Source organism: Sphingopyxis granuli NBRC 100800 (genome assembly GCF_001591045.1).
Classification (GTDB): domain Bacteria; phylum Pseudomonadota; class Alphaproteobacteria; order Sphingomonadales; family Sphingomonadaceae; genus Sphingopyxis; species Sphingopyxis granuli.
On the sequence record NZ_BCUA01000081.1, the window covers coordinates 1 to 18,285 of the forward strand.

The window sequence follows — 18,285 nt, forward strand, 5'->3', positions numbered from 1 at the left end:
AAGTGGGGCAATCCAAAGTCATCAAAGTCTAGGGGCCCCGCTCTCGAATGAACGGGACACAACGGCTTTCATTGGGGGTTGGCGGCCGCCGCTACGCCAGTTCCATCCCCAGTGCGGCCGACAGGTCGGCGAGCGCCTGTTCGCCGCTCGTCACCTTGATTGCGTGCATGCCGAGCCCGGCGGCGGGCTTGCAGTTGATCCCGAGGTCGTCGAGGTAGACGCACGCGGCCGGCGCGACGTCCAGCGCCTCGCACATCATCCGATAGATGCGGGGGTCGGGTTTGCGCACCCCGACCTTGCTCGATTCGATCACATGGTCGAAACGCGCCATGATCGCGGCCACCTCGCGCGCCATTTCCTCGCTGCGCGCCATGCCCGCGCCCCGGCCGCTGGGCACATTGTTGGTGATGCAGCCGATGGCGATGCCGCTTGCCTTCAGCGTGTCGAGCGCCGCGACCATCGCCGGGCGCACCGCGCCCGCGAGCACGGCCAGCACCGCTTCGCCCTCCAGCGCGTGGCCGAAGCGGCTCGCCTCCTCGGCGAAAAGGCGGTCGAAGGTCGCGGCGTCGATCTCGGCGCGCTCGAACTTCGCCCAGGCGTTGCCGTCGGGATCGGCTGCGTTGACGCGGCGCACGAAATCGCGCGGCAGACCGCGTTCGTCCTCCAGCCGGTTGAAGGCTTCGAAGGGGGAGGCGGTGATGACGCCGCCGAAGTCGAAGATGACATGCGTGTATCGGGACATGGCGCCGCCATGCCGCGCGGCGGCGGCCGAACGCAAGCGAATTTGGCCGCCCTTCCGGCGCGTCCGCAACCTGCCGCTACGGCAGCGGCAGCGCTTGGCATAATCCCTTTCAGGCAAGCGGGGCTGTTCCCCGGCGAAAGCCGGGGTCCACGCGGGGCAGCGCCAAGCCATCTGGATCCCGGCTTTCGCCGGGGAACGCGCCTGCTGGAACGCGATAATCGCCAAACCGCGTCAGGGGGTGACGAGAATCCCAGCCTTCGGATCGGCCTTGCCCGACAGCATCTCGCGATAGGCGTCGAGCGCCGCCTCGCCGCCGGCGCGGCGATCGATGCGGGCGAGGCGCGGCGCGATGGCCATGAACCCCAGCCACGCCCCGGCCATCCGCTCGGCAAAGGCCGCGCCGCCCCAGTCGGCGACGCGCTTCTGCACGCGGCCGGGCGCGAAGAAACCCTGCCGTTCGGGGCCGGGCAGCGCGGATTGCCCCGCGTCGGCGTCCCAATGCGACTTGCCGACGATGATCGAAGCCTTCAGCCGGTCGCCGAAATGACTGTGGACCGCGCGCGTCACCGCGCCATTGCCCGCCATGTCGACCAGCGCCGACGGCGTCGCGGGGTTCAGCGTCAATATGTCGTCATAGGCGATCACGCGGTCGTAGATGCCCTGTGCGGACAGATCGGCGACATTCGCCTTGCTGGTGAGCCCGACCGTTTCGGGGCGCGGTCCCTGCCGCTGCGCCAGCGAGAAGCCGAGGCCGAGCGCGGTCTTGCTCGACGCGCTGGCGATCAATATCTGCGCGGCGCCATAATCGCCTTCGTCCTCGAACTGGTCGGCGATCAGCCATCCGGTCAGGAACAGCGGCCGGAACACCGGCCAATAATCATGGTGCTCGGCGCGGTGATCGCCCAAAGCCTCGATCCGCTGATAATGATTGTAGACCGGGGGCAGGGTGGTGCGGCGCGGCGTCACGTCGGTGAACCCCCCGGGGCCGACGGCGCCGGCGGCCAGCACGGCATGGCTCGCCATCGGGTAATAGCCATAGAAGCGGTCGCCGGCCGCGACGCCGTCGGCGGCGCTTTCGACCACGGTCGCGAAACCCCACACCGGCAAGCGGCCGGGCCGGTCGCGTTCGGCGAAGAAATCCCAATAGCCCTGGTCGTTTCCGAACAGGCCCGATGGATGGCCGAACACCGCATAGGTGATGTTGTTCGCGGTCATCGCATAGCTGTCGATGCGGACGCGGACCTGCCCCGGGGACAGCGGCGCCGCGGGATCGGGGACCAGCTTCGCCCGCGTGATGTCGCTGCGATCGATGTCGATCGCCCAGCCGTCGCTCATCGCTTCGTCTCCTCTGCTTGCCTGCCGTGCGGATTTGGCGGATACTCTTGCAGATGCCGACAGGACAGACAATCGCGGTCAAGCGAATCTATGCACCGCCCGACGACGGCGACGGCGCGCGCTTTCTGGTCGATCGGCTCTGGCCGCGCGGCGTGTCGAAGGAAAAGGCGGATCTGACCGCGTGGCTCAAGGCGCTGGCGCCGAGCGACGCGCTGCGCGAGCGGTTCCATCACGCCGCCGCGCAATCGGATGCCGCGTGGCATGCGTTCCGCGACGCCTATTTCGCCGCGCTCGATGCCGGCGGGGACGAGGTGGCGGCCGCGCTTGCGGAGATCGACGCGGCGGCGAAGAAGGGCCCCGTCACCCTGCTCTTCGCGGCGAAGGACGAAGCGCACAACAACGCGGTCGCGCTGCGCGAATGGCTGGAGCGGCGGTAGGGCCTTAGGCCACAGACCTAGAGCGGCGTGCATGAAATCTGAAACGCCTTCTCGTCCGTTCGTGCTGAGCTTGTCGAAGCACCGTCCTTCTTCTTACGGCCTCAAAAGAAAGGACGGCCCTTCGACAAGCTCAGGGCAAACGGTGCAGATTTATGGCTCGCCGCTCTAGATCAGCCCGCGCCGAACAGCGATCCGATCGCGATGGTCAGAGCCATTGCGCAGGCGCCCCAGAAGGTCACGCGCGTCACCGCCCGCCGCATTGGCGCTCGCCCGATCCGCGCCCCGAGCGCGCCGAGCAGCGCAAGGGAGGCCAGCGACGCGCCCGACACGGTCCACGGCAGCGACGACCCCGAATCGAGCAGCACGACGAGCAGCGGCAGCGCGGCGCCGATCGCGAAGCTGGCGGCCGATGCGGCGGCCGCCTCGATCGGCCGCGCCTGTGCCGCTTCGGTCAGTCCCAGTTCGTCGCGCAAATGGCTGTCGAGCGCGTTGTGCGCGGTCAACTGCTCCGCGACCGCTTCGGCAAGCGCGCGGTCGAGACCGCGGTGCTGATAGATTTGCGTCAGTTCCTCCAGCTCATGGTCGGGATTGGCCGCGAGTTCGCGCGTCTCGATCGCGATATCGGCCCGTTCGGCGTCGCGCTGCGAACTGACCGAGACATATTCGCCCGCCGCCATCGACATCGCGCCCGCGACCAGCCCGGCGACCCCGGTGGTCAGGATCGTCGCCGGGGTCGTGCCCGCCGCCGCGACCCCGGCGATCAGGCTGGCGGTCGATACGATGCCGTCGTTCGCGCCGAGAATCGCGGCGCGCAGCCAGCCGATGCGGCCGACGGCATGCGTCTCGTGGTGCATGGATGGCATCCTTCGGTTCAATAGCGCAGCTTCAGCCCCGGCCGCGCCCACCGCGTCTTCACCAGCCGCCCGGTTCCCGACAGGGTCAGATAGGCGTCCTGCATGTCGGCGCCGCCAAAGGCGATATTGGTGGTGAAGATGTCGTCGGTGGCGACGAATTCGACCAGTTCGCCTTCGGGCGACACGACGCTGATCCCGCACTCGCCGATCGTCGCGACGCAGATGTTGCCGTTCGCCTCCATCGCCAGGCTGTCGAAGAATTTATAGCCGGCGGGGCGATAGAGCGGGATGCCGGGGCCGCCCGGTCCCGCGTCGGGGGCGACCTTGCCGGGGGCGACGATGTTGAACTGGGTCAGGCGGCAGGTATAGGTTTCGGCGGCATAGAGCTTCGTCCCGTCGGGCGAGATTCCGACGCCGTTGGGATTGTTCGACGGAAAGATCACCTCTTCGATGAAGCTGCCGTCGGCTTTGGCATAGAAGATGCCGACGATGTCGTGGCAGCGCTTTGCATAATCGACCTTGCCATGGTCGGTGAACCAGAAGCCGCCCCCATTTTCCCGGCTTGCGTCGAACATGATGTCGTTGGGGCCGCGCAGCGTGACGCCGTGATCGCCGGTCCGGTACAGCAACTCGACCGCGCCGGTTTCGATGTCGATCCGCTCGATCCGGCCGCCCGAATAATCGTCGGCGATGCCGTGCGGGGTCAGATAGCCGTCCATTTCGACATAGTTGAAGCCGCCGTTGTTGCAGCAATAGAGCTTGCCGTCGGGACCGATCGCCAGACCGTTCGGGCCGCCGCCGGGGACCGCGATCACCTCCTTGCGGCCGCCGGGCCAGCAACGGGTGATCCGCCGCGCTTCGATCTCGGTGACGATCACGCTGCCGTCGTCCATCACCACCGGCGCCTCCGGAAAGCGCAATCCGTCGGCGATCAGTTCGAACTCGGCCATCCCTCTCTCCCTTGCTCTCGTGGTCCTGCTGTGCTTTGCGCCCATAATGCCTGTCCGCACGCTCTTCGCCACACATTTCTATGAAGCCGACATCGGGACGCCCGACCTGCTCGAGGAGCTGGAGCAAAGCTGCCGGTTGCTCGCCGAAGAGGACGGCGCGGGGCGCGGCTGGAGCCGCGCGCACGGCTATCGCGGCTATACCAGCTATGCGAGCCTCGACGATCTGCCGCAGCGCGACCCCGCCTTCGCCGATCTCAAGCGCCTGCTCGACCGCGAGGTGAAGGCGTTCGCCCGCGCCTGCCACTTCGACCTCGCGAAGCCGCTGCGCCTCGACAGCCTGTGGGTCAATCTGCTCAAGCCCGGCGGCACGCACAGCGGGCATATCCATCCGCACAGCGTCGTGTCGGGCACCTTCTACGTCACCGTTCCGGCGGGGTCCGGCGCGCTCAAGCTGGAGGACCCGCGGCTGCCGATGCTGATGGCGGCGCCGGGGCGGACCGACGATGCGCCCGAACATCTGCATCCCTTCATCTATGCCGAACCGGCGCCGGGACGCATTTTCCTGTGGGAAAGCTGGCTGCGGCACGAAGTGGTGGCGAATGCCGCGAAAAGCGAACGGATTAGTATCAGCTTCAACTATCGCTGATCCGTTCCTATATGGGTGGCGCCTACTGAACCATCTTCCCCATCCCGTTCGCGTCGAGCGAAGTCGAGAGGCCTCTCGACCCCGTGCCGCGCCATGAGCACCGCGATTTCGGTCAAAGGCGAACGGAAATGGAAGATTTCGCAAGAAAGGACTGCCTTCCATGACCGCGACCAGCGCCGACTACACCGCCGACCTCCAGCTCTTCATCGCGGGCGAATGGCGGGGCGGCGAGGGGCGCGATGCGCGGCCGGTGGTCGACCCGGCGACCGCGGGCACGATCGCGGAGCTGCCGGTGGCGACCGCCGCCGACCTCGACGAAGCGCTCGCCGCCGCGGCGCGCGGCTGGCCGGCGTGGCAGGCGAAGACCCCCGACGAGCGCGGCGCGCTGATGCACAGGGCCGCGCAGCTGATTCGCGAACGCGTCGATCATATCGCGACGCTGCTGACGCTCGAACAGGGCAAGCCGATCGCGCAGGCGCGCGGCGAGGTGCTGTCGGCGGCGGGGCTGTTCGACTATTTCGCCGAGCAGGGAAAGCGCATCGAGGGACGCGTCGTCCAGCGCCCGGCGGGCGAACGCGCGATGGTGCTGAAGCAGCCGGTCGGCCCCGTCGCCGCTTTCTCCCCATGGAATTTCCCGGTCAACCTGATGGCGAAGAAGATCGCGCCGGCGCTCGCGGCGGGCTGCGTCGTGATCGCCAAGGCACCCGAAGAGACGCCGGGCTGCACCGGCGCGCTGATGCGCTGCATCGCCGATGCGGGCATCCCCGGCGATGCCGCGCAACTCGTCTACGGCAATCCCGACATGATCAGCCGTCACCTGCTGGGCAGCCCGGTGATCCGCAAGGTCAGCTTCACCGGGTCGACCGCGGTCGGCAAGCATCTGATGAAGCTCGCCGCCGACCATGTGCAGCGGATCACGATGGAACTCGGCGGCCATGCGCCGGTGCTGATCTTCGACGATTGCGATCTGGAGACGACGCTCGACCGGGTGGTGGCGCAGAAATTCCGCAACGCGGGGCAGGTCTGCGTCTCGCCGACGCGCTTCTATGTGCAGGCGGGCATCTACGACGCCTTCGTGCGCGGCTTTGCCGAGCGGACGAAGCGGGTGCGGGTCGGCCACGGGCTCGATCCCGACACGCAGATGGGGCCGCTCGCCAACGCGCGCCGCGCCCTGGCGCTTCAGGCGATGATCGCCGACGCGACCGCCAAAGGCGCGCGCGTGATCGCCGGCGGTGAGGCGATGGGGGAGGGCTATTTCTTCCAGCCGACCGCGCTCGCCGATGTCCCGATCGAGGCCGAGGCGATGGTGAACGAGCCCTTCGGCCCAATGGCGCTGATGCGCCCGTTCGACACCGAAGAGGAAGCGATCGAGCAGGCGAATCGCCTGCCCTACGGCCTCGCCGCCTTCGCCTTCACCGAGAACGGCCGGCGCATCAATCGCGTCGCCGACGGCATCGAAAGCGGCATGGTCGGGATCAACAGCTTCGTGATCTCCGCGCACGATCTGCCGTTCGGCGGCGTCAAGCAATCGGGATTCGGCAGCGAGAGCGGGCCCGAGGGGCTCGACGGCTATCTCGTCACCAAGGCGGTGCATATCTGTTGACGGAAGCGGGTCAATCCAAGGTCGTAAGGGGTCTCAATCGCGCTCCAGCCTGACGAAATCGCGCCCGAACGGCGCGAGGTGCGCGCCGCCGTCGACGAAGATCGTCTGTCCCGTCACCGACCCGGCGCGCGCCAGCCAGGCCACCGCGTCGGCGATCTCTTCCGGCGTCGGAAGCGCGCCCAGCGGCATCCGCCTTGCGAGGCGCTCCATCTGCGCATCGCTGTAATCCTCGGTCGGCAGGGTCAGGCCGGGGGCAACCGCATTGACCCGCGCCTTGCCGCCGAAGGCGACCGCCAGCGTCGCCGTCGCCTGCCACAGCGCCTGCTTCGACAGGCTGTAGGCGAGCTGGTCGGGCACCGGATGGACGATGCGCTGGTCGAGGATGTTGACGATCGTGGGACGCGCGCGGCCCGCATGCGCGGCGACGACCGCGCGCGCCAGCATCACGGGCGCATGGTGATTGACCTGCATCGCCTCTGCGAGCGCGGCGCCGGTCAGCGTCTCCCACTCGCCCTCGGCGAACAGCGAGGCGTTGTTGACGAGCAGCGACGGCGCCCGGCCGAAGGCTTCGATCACCGCCGGCACCAGCGACTCGGTCGCGCCCGGATCGGCGAGATCGGCCTGGAAGCGCCGGCATTCGGCGCCGGTCTCGGCGATCGCCGCGGCCAGCGCCGGATCGGCCGGTCCCGGGCTGCGCTTGTGGATCGCGAGCGCATAGCCTTCGCGTGCGAGCCGGGCCGCGATCGCCGCGCCGATCCGGTGCAGCCCACCGGTGACGAGGGCGAGCGGCGCGTCCGTCACGGTCGCGCCCGCCGCATGGTGATGCCGATCTGTTCGCCGTCCTCGGCGATCGCCAGCTTGACGATCTTGACCTCGACCTCCTCGACGCGCTCGTCCTGCAGGAACAGCGTGTCGATGATATGGTCGGCGACGCTTTCGATCAGCACGAAATGCACGTCCTTGGGAATGCCGTCGGTCGCCGCGAATTTCAGGTGCATATAATTCTTGGAAGCACTCAGCGGTGTCGTCGGCTCGTAATGATCGGCGATTCCCAGCCGTGCGCGCACCGATATGCGCAGCGGCTGCGGCAGGTGCGTCTCCTCCGAATAGATGCCGGTCAGAACCTGGACGGTCAGCCCGTCGACTTCGAGCCACAATTGATCGGTCACAAGAAATTCCTGTTCGTCGGACCGATATTCGGCTTTGCAATGCCGACCCCGGACCCTAAAGCGCCGCCGCATTAGCGAAAGGGTGCGCGTTGGTCGAGTTTCTTCCTTTGTCCGAAATCGAACCGCAGGCGGTCGAGCATCTGCTCGACGCCGCTTTCGGAGCGGACCGCTTTGGACGAACCGCCTATCGCATCCGCGAGGGCATGGCCGCGGTCCCAGCGCTCAGCTTCGCGCTGGTCGACGGCAAGAGACTGGTCGGCACGATCCAGTGCTGGCCGGTCGCGCACCGCGCGCCCGACGGCACCGCGACGCCACTGGTCATGGTCGGACCCGTCGCGGTGCGCCCCGACATCCAGCGCGGGGGGCACGGCCGTGCGCTGATGGCGCGCATGCTGGAGGCGGCCGAAAGCCAGGCCGACAGCGCGCTGATGATGATCGGCGATCCCGAATATTACGGCCGCTTCTTCGATTTCACGGCGGAGGCGACGGGGGCGTGGGACCTGCCTGGCCCGTTCGAGCGGCGGCGCTTGCTGGCGCGGGCGGTCAACGGCCATGGCCTGCCCATCGCGGCGGGGATGATCGGGCCGCGCTGAGTCGACCTGATTCATCATTGCGAGGAGCGTAGCGACGACGCAATCCAGAGCGTGCCAAAGCTGCCATGGTTTATGGTGCTCTGGATTGCCGCGCCCGGCTATGCCGGGCTCGCAATGACGACGGCATGGGTTGCACCGATCGCCCATCCTCCTATGTCGGGGATATGGTCAGCCCCGCGCCTTCGCTTCCCAAGGCCTTCTCGCAGCTCTCGCTTGCCGAGGCGGCGGACCTGCTCGCGGCGCGCAAGCTGCCGCCGGTCGAACAGTGGCATCCCGAACGCAGCGGCGACAGCGCGATGGAGATTCGCGCCGACGGAAGCTGGTATCACGAGGGCGGCCGGATCGGGCGGCCAGCGATGGTGAAGCTTTTCTCCACCATCCTGCGGCGCGAACCCGACGGAAGCCACGTCCTCGTCACCCCCGCCGAAAAGCTGGCCATCGCGGTCGAGGACACCCCCTTCCGCGCGGTCGAGATGAAGAGTGAAGGCACGGGGGAGGGGCGCAGGCTCGTCTTTCGGCTCGACACGGACGACCTCGTCATGGCGGGACCGCAGCATCCGCTGACCTTTGGCCGCGATCCCGACCATCCCGATCCCCGCCTGCACGTGCGCGGAACGATCGGCAACGGGCTCGAAGCGCGGATCGACCGCGCCCTCTATTACGAGATCGTCGGGATGGCGCTGGCCGAGGGGGAAGGCGACCCCGCGATCTGGTCTGACGGCGTCCGTTTTCCGCTGGTGGACGGCGGGGCCGGGGACGGGGGCGGGACTCCCTGATGCTCTCCGACAAGCTGCGCGATGCGCTCGACAATCTGCTGCCCGATACCGGCGAGGACGAGGGCTATCTGCTCCAGCGCGGCGACCCGCTGCGCGATGCGGCGGTGCTGGTCGCCTTCACCGATCGGCCCGATCCCGGCGTGATCCTGACCCAGCGGCCGCAATGGCTGCGCGCCCATGCCGGGCAGGTCGCCTTTCCGGGCGGCAAGGTCGATCCCGGCGACCGCGACGTCGTCGACGCCGCGCTGCGCGAGGCCGAGGAGGAGATCGGGCTGCATCGCCGCGACGTGATGGTGGCGGGAACCACCGACGCCTATCGGTCGGGCAGCGGCTATCATATCACGCCCGTGCTCGGCGTGATCCCGCCCGACCTGCCGCTCGACCCCAATCCCGACGAGGTCGAGGCGTGGTTCGAGGTGCCGCTCGATGTCCTCTTCGACCCCGCCAATTACGAACGGCAGCAGGCGCATTGGCAGGGGCAGCTTCGCCGCTATTACGACATGCACTGGCAGGGGCGGCGGATCTGGGGGGTGACCGCGGATATCATCGTCAACCTCGCGCTGCGCCTGCCGCCGGGCTGGCACCGATGACGGTGCTTCCCGATGCGGAGTGGCGCGGCCGCGAGGGGCTGGCGCGCATCGTCGCGGCGCTGGGCGCCGACGCGGTGAAAATCGTCGGCGGCGCGGTGCGCGACACGTTGCTCGGCCACCCCGTCACCGACATCGACCTCGCGACGCCTCTGCTGCCGCATGAGGTGACGCGGCGGCTGGAGGCGGCCGACATCAAGGTGATCCCGACCGGCATCGCGCACGGCACGGTGACGGCGATCGCGAGCGGCGACCGGCACGAAATCACCACGCTGCGCCGCGACGTGGAGACCGACGGGCGGCGCGCGACGATCGCCTTCGCCGACGACTGGCGCGAGGATGCGGCGCGACGCGATTTCACGATCAACGCGCTCTATGCCGATCCGGTGACGGGAGGCGTCGAAGACTGGTTCGGCGGGCTCGCCGACCTTGCGGCCGGGCGGGTGCGCTTCATCGGTGACGCCGCGATGCGGATTGCCGAGGATCACCTGCGCATCCTGCGTTTCTATCGTTTCGCGGCGCGTTTCGGGCATGGCGACCTCGATCCGGCGAGCCATGCCGCGGTCGTCGCGGCGCGCCAGTCGCTGAAGAGCCTGTCGCGCGAGCGGATCGCGGACGAGCTGACGCGGATATTGGCGCTGCCCGATCCGCGGCCGATCGTGCGGCAGATGGCGGCGGACGGCATTTTCGCGGTGCTGCTGCCCGATGCCGATGCCGGTGCGGAGGCGGCGCTCGACCGCCTGCTGGCGAACGAAGGCGCTGTGGGCGCCGCGCCCGATGCGCTGCGCCGGTTTGCGGCCCTGCTGCCCACCGATCCCGCGGTGGCCGAACAGGTGGCGAGCCGGCTGCGGCTGTCGACGCGGCAGCGCAAGCATCTGGCCGCGCTCGCCGCGCATCGCGGCGGGCCGCTCCAGCCGGTGCGGCAACTCGCCTATCGCATCGGGGTCGAGGCGGCGCGCGACGTGCACCTGCTCGCGGGCGACCGGGCGCAGGCGGTGGCGGCGGTGCGCGGCCTGGCCGGCTGGACGAACCCGGTGCTGCCGGTGAAGGGCGGCGATATCGTCGCGCGGGGCATCGCAGCGGGGCCGGAGGTCGCGCGCATCCTGAAGGCGGTCGAGGGCGACTGGATCGCGGAGGATTTTCCCGGCCCGGCGCGCGTTGCCGAGCTGGTCGATCAGAAGATCGGGCGGTCGAGCGAGCGGCGCCAATAGGCGAAGGCGGCATCTTCCTCCATCGGCCGCGCGAACAGGAAGCCCTGGCCGAAATCGCAGCCCAGCGCCGACAGCAGCCGCGCCTGGTCCGGGGTTTCGACCCCCTCGGCGGTGGTCTTCATGTGCAGGGCCTCGGCAAGGCTCTGGATCGTGCGGACGATCGCCACCTTGTCGCGGTCTTCGACCATATGCTCGACGAAGCTGCGGTCGATCTTGAGTACGTCGAGCGGTAGTCGCTGGAGATAGGCGAGGTTCGAATAGCCGGTGCCGAAATCGTCCATCGCGACGCGTGCATGCAGCGCCTTGAGCTCGCGCAGCACCGACAGCGCAAGGTCGGGGTCGCCGATGATCGCGCTTTCGGTGAGTTCGATCATCAGGCGCTCGCCGCCGATGCCGTTTGCCGCGAGGGCGCCGCGGACTACCGCGGCGACATCGTCGCGGACGAGCTGGATGGCCGAGACGTTGACCGAAAAATAGCAATCGACCGGCCTGCCGCCGTTGCGCTCGTCCCATTCGGCGAGCACCGCGGAGGCCTTGCCGATCGCCCATTGGCCGAGCGGGACGATCAACCCCGAATCCTCGGCGATCGGAATGAACTCTGCTGGCGGGACGATCGCGCCCTCGCTGTTGCTCCAGCGTGCGAGCGCCTCGAAGCCCGCGACCTTGCCTGTCGCCAGTTCGACCAGCGGCTGGAAGTCGAGGCGCAGCCGATCCTCCTCGATCGCCTTGCGCAGCTCGGTCTCTAGCCCGAAGCGATTGTCGGACAGCATCGCCGCTTCGGGTTCGTAGATTTCGATGCGGTCGGTCTGCTTGGCGCGCTTCAGGGCGATCTGGGCCTGGCGGATCTGGTCGGCGACATCGGTGTCGGTCGCCGCCTGGATCGCGCAGCCCAGCGCGCAATCGACGCTGACCTTCAGGTCGCCGATGCGGAACGGATGGTCGAAGCAGCCGCGGATGCGCCGCGCCATTTCGCGCACGTCGGACCGGCCGCCCGTCAGGCGCGAGGAGATCGCGAACTCGTCGCCGCCGCTGCGCGCCAATATGTCGCCGCTGCGCAGGCTCGATTTCAGCCGCCGCGCGACGGTGATGATCAGCTCGTCGCCGGCCAGCGGCCCGATATGCTCGTTGATCCGGCTGAACCGCGCGAGGTCGAGCAGCAGGATGACATGATGCGCCCTGCCGTCGCTGGTCATGCGCTGCTCGACCAGTTCCTCGAACCCGGCGCGGTTGGGCAGGCCGGTCAGGCTGTCGGAAACGAGTTCGCGGCGCAGGTTGCGCTCGGTCATCATTTCCTGCGTCCGGTCGATCAGCGTCAGCAGATAAAGCGACGTATCGCCGGTCTCGTCGGTCAGCGGGCCGATCGAGCCGCGCAGGTCGCGCGCCGCCACGCCTTCGCCCAGCCGACAGGAAAATTCCTGGGCACCATATCCTTCGGCCGCCTGTTCGACGGCACGGCGCAACTCGACCGGCGTGCTCGCGCCGGTGGACGACAGGTCGAGTCGGTCGAATGCCGCGTTGCTGGCGTGCAGGCGAAAATTGCCGCGGTCGAGCGGACGGATCAGCGCTGCCGGAACCGGCAGCGCGTCGATCCAGCCGACAAACAAAGAGGGCCGGTCGTCGCCGGTTCGATCAATAGGCATGATAAAGGGTTTGATGCGACCTTTCCCCATTGTCCGAAGCCTATCGGATGGGGAGTAAAGAAGCTATTTACGGCAACAGGAAATTACAATCAGGCGAAACGATTGTTACGTGGGAAGCCCGTGGGGGGCATCCGGCCGGCCGCGCCGCGCGCGACGCGCCACGGCGCGACGTCGGTTTCGGTGCGGGTGCGGCCGCTGTCGCCGCCCATCGTCCAGCTCAGCCCCTCGGCAAAGACGAAGGTCGTCGCGTCGGACAGCCCGCCGTCGCGATAGCGTTGCAGCATCACGCCCTGGCCGCGGCCCATCACCGGCACCTCGGCGATCGGAAAGACGACGAGCTTGCGGTTCTCGCCGACCACGGCGATGCTGTCGTCGCCGGCGCCGATCGGGCGGACGACCGCAAGCTGCGCCTTGGGCTTGAGGTTGACGACGTTGCGCCCTTTGCGCGTCTCGGCGATCACGTCGCCCATCTGGACGACGAAGCCATGGCCGCTCGTCGAAGCGAGCAGCAGGCGTCCGTCGGCCTGCGCCGGGATCAGCGCGACGATATGCGCGTCGGGGTCGATGTCGACGATCAGCCGCAACGGTTCGCCGAAGCCGCGCCCGCCGGGCAGCTTGTCGGCGCCGATGGTATAGAAACGCCCGTCGCTCGCCGCGACGAGCAGCTTGTCGGTTGTCTGCGCGTGCGCCGCGAAGGCGAGCTCGTCGCCTTCCTTGAACTTGAAGTCGCCCCACTGGCCTTCCGCGACATGGCCGCGCTGGGCGCGGATCCATCCCCGCTTCGAGAGGATGACGGTCACCGGTTCCTTTTCGATCATCGCGTCGAGCGGAATGTCGCGCGCCGGCGCCGCTTCGGACAGCGTCGTACGGCGCGCGCCGAGCGCGGTGTCGGGGCCATAGACGGCGCGCAGCGTGGCGAGGTCGCGTTTCAGCCGCGTGCGCTGGCGCGCCGGGCTTTCGACCAGCTTCACCAGTTCCTCGCGCTCGGCGGTCAGGTCCGCCTGCTCGCGCTTGAGTTCCATCTCCTCCAGCTTGCGCAAGCTGCGCAGCCGCATGTTGAGGATCGCCTCGGCCTGCCGGTCGGTCAGCTGGAATTCGGCCATCATCACCGGCTTGGGCTCGTCCTCTGTGCGGATGATCTCGATGATCCGGTCGAGGTTGAGGAAGGCGATCAGATAGCCGCCGACCAGTTCGAGCCGGTCGTCGATCTTGCCGATGCGATGCTTGGCGCGGCGGACGAGGACGACGATCTGGTGTTGCAGCCATTCGGTCAGAAGCTGGTGCAGCCCCATGACCTTGGGCGTCCGCGTCGCGTCGAGGACGTTGAGGTTGAGCGCGAAGCGGCTTTCGAGCTCGGTCAGCCGGAACAGGCTTTCCTTCAGTATCTCCGGGTCGACGTTGCGGCTCTTGGGCACCAGCACGATGCGGATGTCCTCGGCGCTCTCGTCGCGCACGTCCTCGAGGATCGGCAGCTTCTTGTCGGCGATCAGCTGCGCGATCTGCTCGATCAGCTTGCCCTTGGCGACGCCATAGGGAATCTCGCTGATGACGAGCTGCCACGTGCCGCCCGCCTGCTTCTCGATCCCGCTTTCCTCCCAGCGCCCATCGGCATCCTTGCCGGTCGAGAAGCGCGCGCGGACGCGGAAACCGCCGCGGCCGGTCTGGTAGGCGTGGGCGATGGTTTCCGCGCTGTCGACGATGATGCCGCCGGTCGGGAAGTCGGGCCCCTTCACATGGGCGAGCAGCTCGGCGAGTTCGGCCCGCGGATTGTCGATCAGCAGCAGCGCGGCGTCGATCACCTCGGCGGCGTTGTGCGGCGGGATGTTTGTCGCCATGCCGACCGCGATCCCGCTCGCGCCGTTGGCGAGCAGGTTGGGGAAGAGGCCCGGCATGATCTCCGGCTCTTCGTCCTCGCCGTTATAGGTCGGGCGGAAATCGACGGTGCCTTCGTCGAGACCCTGCATCAGGTCGATCGCGACGCGCGTCAGCCGCGCCTCGGTATAGCGGTAGGCGGCGGCGTTATCGCCGTCGATGTTGCCGAAATTGCCCTGGCCGTCGACGAGCGGATAGCGCAGCGAGAAATCCTGCGCGAGGCGGACCATCGCGTCATAGACCGCGGTGTCGCCGTGCGGGTGGAACTTGCCGATGACGTCGCCGACGACGCGCGCCGATTTCTTGTAACCTTGCGACGGGTCCAGCCGCATCGCGCGCATCGCCCACAGCAGGCGGCGGTGGACGGGCTTCAGCCCGTCGCGCAGGTCGGGCAGCGAGCGCGCGGTGATCGTCGACAGCGCATAGACGAGATAGCGTTCGGACAGCGCGCTGTCGAACGGGGTATCAATGCTGTCGCCGGGGGCCGAGGGAGGAAGGTCGTCGTCGGTTGTCGCCATTACCCGCGGCCGATAGCAAGCCGCACGGCACATGGCAAAGGGCTATCGCGGGACGATCAATAGAGGTTGTCGTGATAATCCTTGTCGAGCCCCTTCTGCATCAGGCCGGGGATCGAGGTGACGGCGCTCGCGATCCGTGCGCCCAGCCCTCTGGCGCGGTTGAGCCGGATATGCTCGACGAACATCTTCGCGGGACGGATGTCGGCGGGCGGCGGCGCGCCCGGCCACAGCGGGGCGCGGGCGAGGGCGGCGCTTTCGCCCAGCGTGACGCGCAGGTCGTCGATCCGCACCGCGAGCCGCGGCACCTTGTCCTGCACCGCGAAGCGTTCGCGCGCGGCCTCGTCGGTGGTCAGCGTGGCGGTGCCGGCGATCCGCACGATCCGGTGCGAACCGGGGAGCAGCAGCGCCGCGGCGATGCGCGGCTGCGCGATGATGTTGCGGAAGCTGTCGGTCCGCCGGTTCCCCGGCCGGTCCGCGAACCACAGCGCATCCCCGTCGAGGTGCGCGAGCGCCCCCGCCGGATCGCCCTTGGGGCTGAGGTCCGCATGTCCGTCGGCATCGACCGTCGCCAGCGCCATGAAGCGGCTCGCGGCGGCGAAAGCGCCCGCGTCGTCGATCGCCTGCCCAGGCGGATCGGGGTGCCAGAAGGCCGAACGGATCAGCGCCTTGGCGCAATGGACATAGCATTCCTCGACCGCGATCCGCGCCTCGCCGTCCGCCACCGCGACGACGCGGCCGTTGATGCGCAGCGTTTCGCCGATGCCGGGAAGCAGGAACAGCGAGCCGAAACCGGCGCCGGCCCTGATGGCCGCGGGGTCGTCGATCCGGTCGAGCGGCACCGCCAGCATCGCCCCGTCGCTTCGCGCGAATCCAGCCGCCCCGCCGCCCAGCGTGAGCGTCACGCCGCCGCCGTCGCCGAGGCCGGCGAACATCAGCGGCGAAGCCGCGAGCCAGCGCTGCGCGGTGGCATCGACATGGTCGATGACCTTGAGGTCGATGGCGGACGATGCCTTGCCCACCGCCGCCTCGATCGCCGCGATGCTGTCGATCCTGGCCATGCCTGTGTCCTCTTCCGGCGAGGAACATGTCACACTTGCGAATGACTCGCAATATGCGATTGTCAGGCCGCCGTCGCGCCCCTGTCGTCAGGGTTTGTCGGCATAGGCCTTGACGAGGTCGAACATATAGTCGCGTCCGACGTAGACCGACCGCACCTCCATACGCTCATTGAGCCCGTGCGCGCCATTGCCGTCGGGGTCGCCCCACATGCCGGGGATGCCATAGGTCGGGATGCCGACGGCGCCGAGGAAGGTCGCGTCGGTATAGCCGTTCGCCATCGCCGGAATGACCTTCAGCCCCGGCCAATATTTGTCGACCAGCGTCTGCATCGGGCCGATCACCCTAGGATCGAGCGGCGGCGCGGGCGGCGCGGGGCGCTTGGGCGGCAACTGCGTCACGGTAACGCCGGGGTCTCCGATCACGCGTTCGAGTTCGGCCTTGATCTCCTCGATCGGGTGGCCGGGGAAGATGCGGCAGTTGACGTTCGCCCCCGCGCGTTGCGGCAGCGCGTTGGGAGCGTGGCCGCCGTCGAGCAATGTCGCGACGCAGGTCGTGCGCAGGTTCGAATGGAGGAAACGATCTGCGTTGACGATCGCTTCCGCCGCCTTGTCCGTGGGGTCCTTCGCCAGCGCGGCCATCGCCCGGCCCGTCTCGTCTCCGCGCGCCGCGCCGGCCTCCGCAAAGAAGCGGCGCGTCGTGTCGGTCATCTCGAGCGGAAATTCATATTGCCCGATCTTCGTCAGCGCCGCGGCGAGCTGATAGATCGCATTGTCGGGCACCGGCGCCGAGCTGTGGCCGCCGGGGTTGCGGGTTTCGAGGCGGAAATTGGCGAAGGTCTTTTCGCCGACCTGCACCGACTGGCCGATCACCTTTCCCTTGCCGTCGCTGTCGCCGCCGCCGCCTTCGTTGAGCGCGAATTCGGCGTCGATCAGGTCGCGCCGGTTCGCGGCGAGCCATTCGGCGCCGTTGAATGCGCCGTTGGTCTCCTCGCCGCAGGTCAGCGCCACTTTCACCGTGCGCTTCGGCTTGTAATTTTCCTTCCGGAACCGGATCAGCGTGTCGACCCATACCGCCGCCTGCGCCTTGTCGTCGGCGGTGCCGCGGCCGTAGAAATAGCCGTCCTCCTCGACCATCCGGAACGGGTCGCGCTCCCAGTCGGCGCGCTTCGCCTCGACCACGTCGATATGTGCGATCAGCAGGATCGGCTTCGCCGTCTTCGAGGTGCCGGGATAGACGGCGACGAGGCCGCCCTCCTTCGGATGCGCGGGGTCCGCGAAGAGGGTGAGCTGGCTGTCGGCGAATCCGGCCGCCGTCAGCCGCGCCGCCATACGCTCGGCGGCAAGGGTGCAGCTTCCCGCCGACAGCGTCGTGTCGGTTTCGACAAGTTCCTTGTAGATGTCGCGAAAGGCGAGCTGGTCGGGGCGCGGTTGCGCGTCTGCCGCCATCGCGGGCGCGGCGAACAGCAACGGCAAGGTCAGCAGTGCGGTCGGACATTTCATGGCGTATCTCCCTGTTGCCGGAAAGGGAGCAGAAAGGCCGGACCACCGCAAGCCGCTTTGCTTTGACTTGCGCGTCGTTCCCCTTTCGCCCATTTCGCAGCGGCAGAGATCGCGGGAAACCGCGATGCGAAAGGGAGTAGGCACGGCATGGCCGCCGGGAGCAAGCGCGACGAGGGATTGGGCGATGCGGTCGTCCCGGCGGATGCGAGCGCGCTCGGCGATGCGCCGCGCATCCGCGCGATCCTGACCGCCGCAGCGCGCGAGGGACGCCCCGTCAGCTATTCGGAGCTGCTCGGCGAACTAGGCTTCCGCTTCACCCGGCCCAAGATGCGTGCGGTGTGCCGGACATTGGCCGAGGTCGACCGGCTGTGCGCGCTCGACGGCGAGCCCGACCTCGCGGTGCTGGTGGTACGCGAAAGCGACGGCCTGCCAGGGCAGGGCTGGTGGGTTGGCGGCACCGCGCTGCTCCTGGGCTATGACGGTCCGTGGGAGGGCGCCGCGGCGGCGCGCTTCATCAAGGAGCAGCAGCAGGACGTGTTCGATTATTGGGCGGGGCGGTGAGAACGGCCAGTTTCGACCGATAGGAACCATCGCCACCCGCTTGCGCGGGGGCGACGGCCTTGCATTGGATTTCGCGCAGAGGCGCAAGGATCGCAGAGATGAAGCGCGCGCGCCTCTGCGATCTTTGCGCCTCTGCGCGAATTTCGTAGAATGCCGGGTATCAGCCGAAGCGCGATATTTCTTTTCTCGTCACCCTGAACTTGTTTTGGCAATTATCCCTTTTCGACAGGTGA

At 68.2% G+C, this 18,285-nt stretch carries 18 protein-coding genes; 8 read left to right on the forward strand and 10 right to left on the reverse strand.

The window, feature by feature from the left end:
* Positions 1-91: 91 nt before the first annotated feature.
* Both SGR02S_RS15640 and SGR02S_RS15645 read right to left on the reverse strand, forming a co-directional pair.
* The gene (locus SGR02S_RS15640; RefSeq protein WP_067111959.1) at positions 92-742 is read right to left on the reverse strand and encodes an HAD-IA family hydrolase; all 651 of its coding nucleotides are present in this window, start codon (positions 740-742) and stop codon (positions 92-94) included.
* Positions 743-973: 231 nt separating this feature from the next.
* Positions 974-2,077: a DUF2855 family protein gene (locus SGR02S_RS15645; protein ID WP_067111920.1), complete on the reverse strand. Its 1,104-nt coding sequence runs from the start codon at positions 2,075-2,077 to the stop codon at positions 974-976.
* 53 nt (positions 2,078-2,130) lie between these two features.
* On the opposite strand from SGR02S_RS15645, the gene SGR02S_RS15650 reads away from it, so the two are divergent.
* Entirely contained in the window at positions 2,131-2,514 is a 384-nt protein-coding gene (locus SGR02S_RS15650) for a DUF488 domain-containing protein (RefSeq protein ID WP_067111922.1), read from the forward strand.
* Between the two features lie 170 nt (positions 2,515-2,684).
* Here the strand turns inward: SGR02S_RS15650 and SGR02S_RS15655 are convergent, their stop codons facing one another.
* Both SGR02S_RS15655 and SGR02S_RS15660 read right to left on the reverse strand, forming a co-directional pair.
* The gene (locus SGR02S_RS15655; RefSeq protein ID WP_419964901.1) at positions 2,685-3,368 is read right to left on the reverse strand and encodes a VIT1/CCC1 transporter family protein; all 684 of its coding nucleotides are present in this window, start codon (positions 3,366-3,368) and stop codon (positions 2,685-2,687) included.
* A 17-nt stretch (positions 3,369-3,385) separates the two neighbouring features.
* Positions 3,386-4,318 (reverse strand): SMP-30/gluconolactonase/LRE family protein, encoded by a 933-nt coding sequence (locus SGR02S_RS15660; protein ID WP_067111926.1) that lies wholly within the window; start codon positions 4,316-4,318, stop codon positions 3,386-3,388.
* 46 nt (positions 4,319-4,364) lie between these two features.
* On the opposite strand from SGR02S_RS15660, the gene SGR02S_RS15665 reads away from it, so the two are divergent.
* Both SGR02S_RS15665 and SGR02S_RS15670 read left to right on the forward strand, forming a co-directional pair.
* A complete protein-coding gene (locus SGR02S_RS15665; RefSeq protein ID WP_067111962.1) occupies positions 4,365-4,964 on the forward strand; it encodes a TIGR02466 family protein in 600 nt (199 codons plus the stop codon).
* A 160-nt stretch (positions 4,965-5,124) separates the two neighbouring features.
* Positions 5,125-6,567, forward strand: coding sequence for an NAD-dependent succinate-semialdehyde dehydrogenase (locus SGR02S_RS15670; protein ID WP_067111928.1), 1,443 nt, complete (start codon positions 5,125-5,127; stop codon positions 6,565-6,567).
* A gap of 33 nt (positions 6,568-6,600) precedes the next feature.
* Here the strand turns inward: SGR02S_RS15670 and SGR02S_RS15675 are convergent, their stop codons facing one another.
* Entirely contained in the window at positions 6,601-7,368 is a 768-nt protein-coding gene (locus SGR02S_RS15675) for an SDR family oxidoreductase (protein ID WP_067111931.1), read from the reverse strand.
* The gene (locus SGR02S_RS15680; protein ID WP_067111965.1) at positions 7,365-7,736 is read right to left on the reverse strand and encodes a dihydroneopterin aldolase; all 372 of its coding nucleotides are present in this window, start codon (positions 7,734-7,736) and stop codon (positions 7,365-7,367) included. Before SGR02S_RS15680 ends, SGR02S_RS15675 begins: the two co-directional genes overlap by 4 nt.
* Before the next feature lie 89 nt (positions 7,737-7,825).
* Here SGR02S_RS15680 and SGR02S_RS15685 point away from each other — a divergent pair, with 89 nt between their 5' ends.
* The 4 genes from SGR02S_RS15685 to SGR02S_RS15700 all read left to right on the forward strand — a co-directional run bounded on the left by SGR02S_RS15685 (position 7,826) and on the right by SGR02S_RS15700 (position 10,903).
* Entirely contained in the window at positions 7,826-8,329 is a 504-nt protein-coding gene (locus SGR02S_RS15685) for a GNAT family N-acetyltransferase (protein ID WP_067111934.1), read from the forward strand.
* 164 nt (positions 8,330-8,493) lie between these two features.
* On the forward strand, positions 8,494-9,105 hold the full coding sequence (locus SGR02S_RS15690) for a DUF1285 domain-containing protein (RefSeq protein WP_067111939.1): 612 nt from the start codon (positions 8,494-8,496) through the stop codon (positions 9,103-9,105).
* The gene (locus SGR02S_RS15695) at positions 9,105-9,695 is read left to right on the forward strand and encodes a CoA pyrophosphatase (RefSeq protein ID WP_067111942.1); all 591 of its coding nucleotides are present in this window, start codon (positions 9,105-9,107) and stop codon (positions 9,693-9,695) included. Before SGR02S_RS15690 ends, SGR02S_RS15695 begins: the two co-directional genes overlap by 1 nt.
* A complete protein-coding gene (locus SGR02S_RS15700) occupies positions 9,692-10,903 on the forward strand; it encodes a CCA tRNA nucleotidyltransferase (protein ID WP_067111945.1) in 1,212 nt (403 codons plus the stop codon). The genes SGR02S_RS15695 and SGR02S_RS15700 overlap by 4 nt, the downstream gene beginning before the upstream one ends.
* On the opposite strand, the gene SGR02S_RS15705 is transcribed toward SGR02S_RS15700, so the two are convergent.
* From SGR02S_RS15705 to SGR02S_RS15720, 4 genes are all read right to left on the reverse strand, one after another.
* Positions 10,867-12,543 carry a putative bifunctional diguanylate cyclase/phosphodiesterase gene (locus tag SGR02S_RS15705; RefSeq protein WP_255211500.1) on the reverse strand — a complete coding sequence of 559 codons (1,677 nt, stop codon included), beginning with the start codon at positions 12,541-12,543 and terminating at the stop codon, positions 10,867-10,869. The two genes, SGR02S_RS15700 and SGR02S_RS15705, sit on opposite strands and share 37 nt — an antisense overlap.
* 89 nt (positions 12,544-12,632) lie before the next feature.
* Complete coding sequence (parC, locus tag SGR02S_RS15710) at positions 12,633-14,933, reverse strand: DNA topoisomerase IV subunit A (protein WP_067111948.1); 2,301 nt, start codon at positions 14,931-14,933, stop codon at positions 12,633-12,635.
* 56 nt (positions 14,934-14,989) lie between these two features.
* Entirely contained in the window at positions 14,990-15,991 is a 1,002-nt protein-coding gene (locus SGR02S_RS15715) for a pyridoxamine 5'-phosphate oxidase family protein (RefSeq protein ID WP_067111951.1), read from the reverse strand.
* 87 nt (positions 15,992-16,078) lie between these two features.
* Positions 16,079-17,491: a M20/M25/M40 family metallo-hydrolase gene (locus SGR02S_RS15720; protein ID WP_067111953.1), complete on the reverse strand. Its 1,413-nt coding sequence runs from the start codon at positions 17,489-17,491 to the stop codon at positions 16,079-16,081.
* A gap of 147 nt (positions 17,492-17,638) precedes the next feature.
* On the opposite strand from SGR02S_RS15720, the gene SGR02S_RS15725 reads away from it, so the two are divergent.
* Entirely contained in the window at positions 17,639-18,052 is a 414-nt protein-coding gene (locus tag SGR02S_RS15725) for a ribose-phosphate pyrophosphokinase (RefSeq protein WP_067111956.1), read from the forward strand.
* The last annotated feature ends 233 nt before the right edge of the window (positions 18,053-18,285 follow it).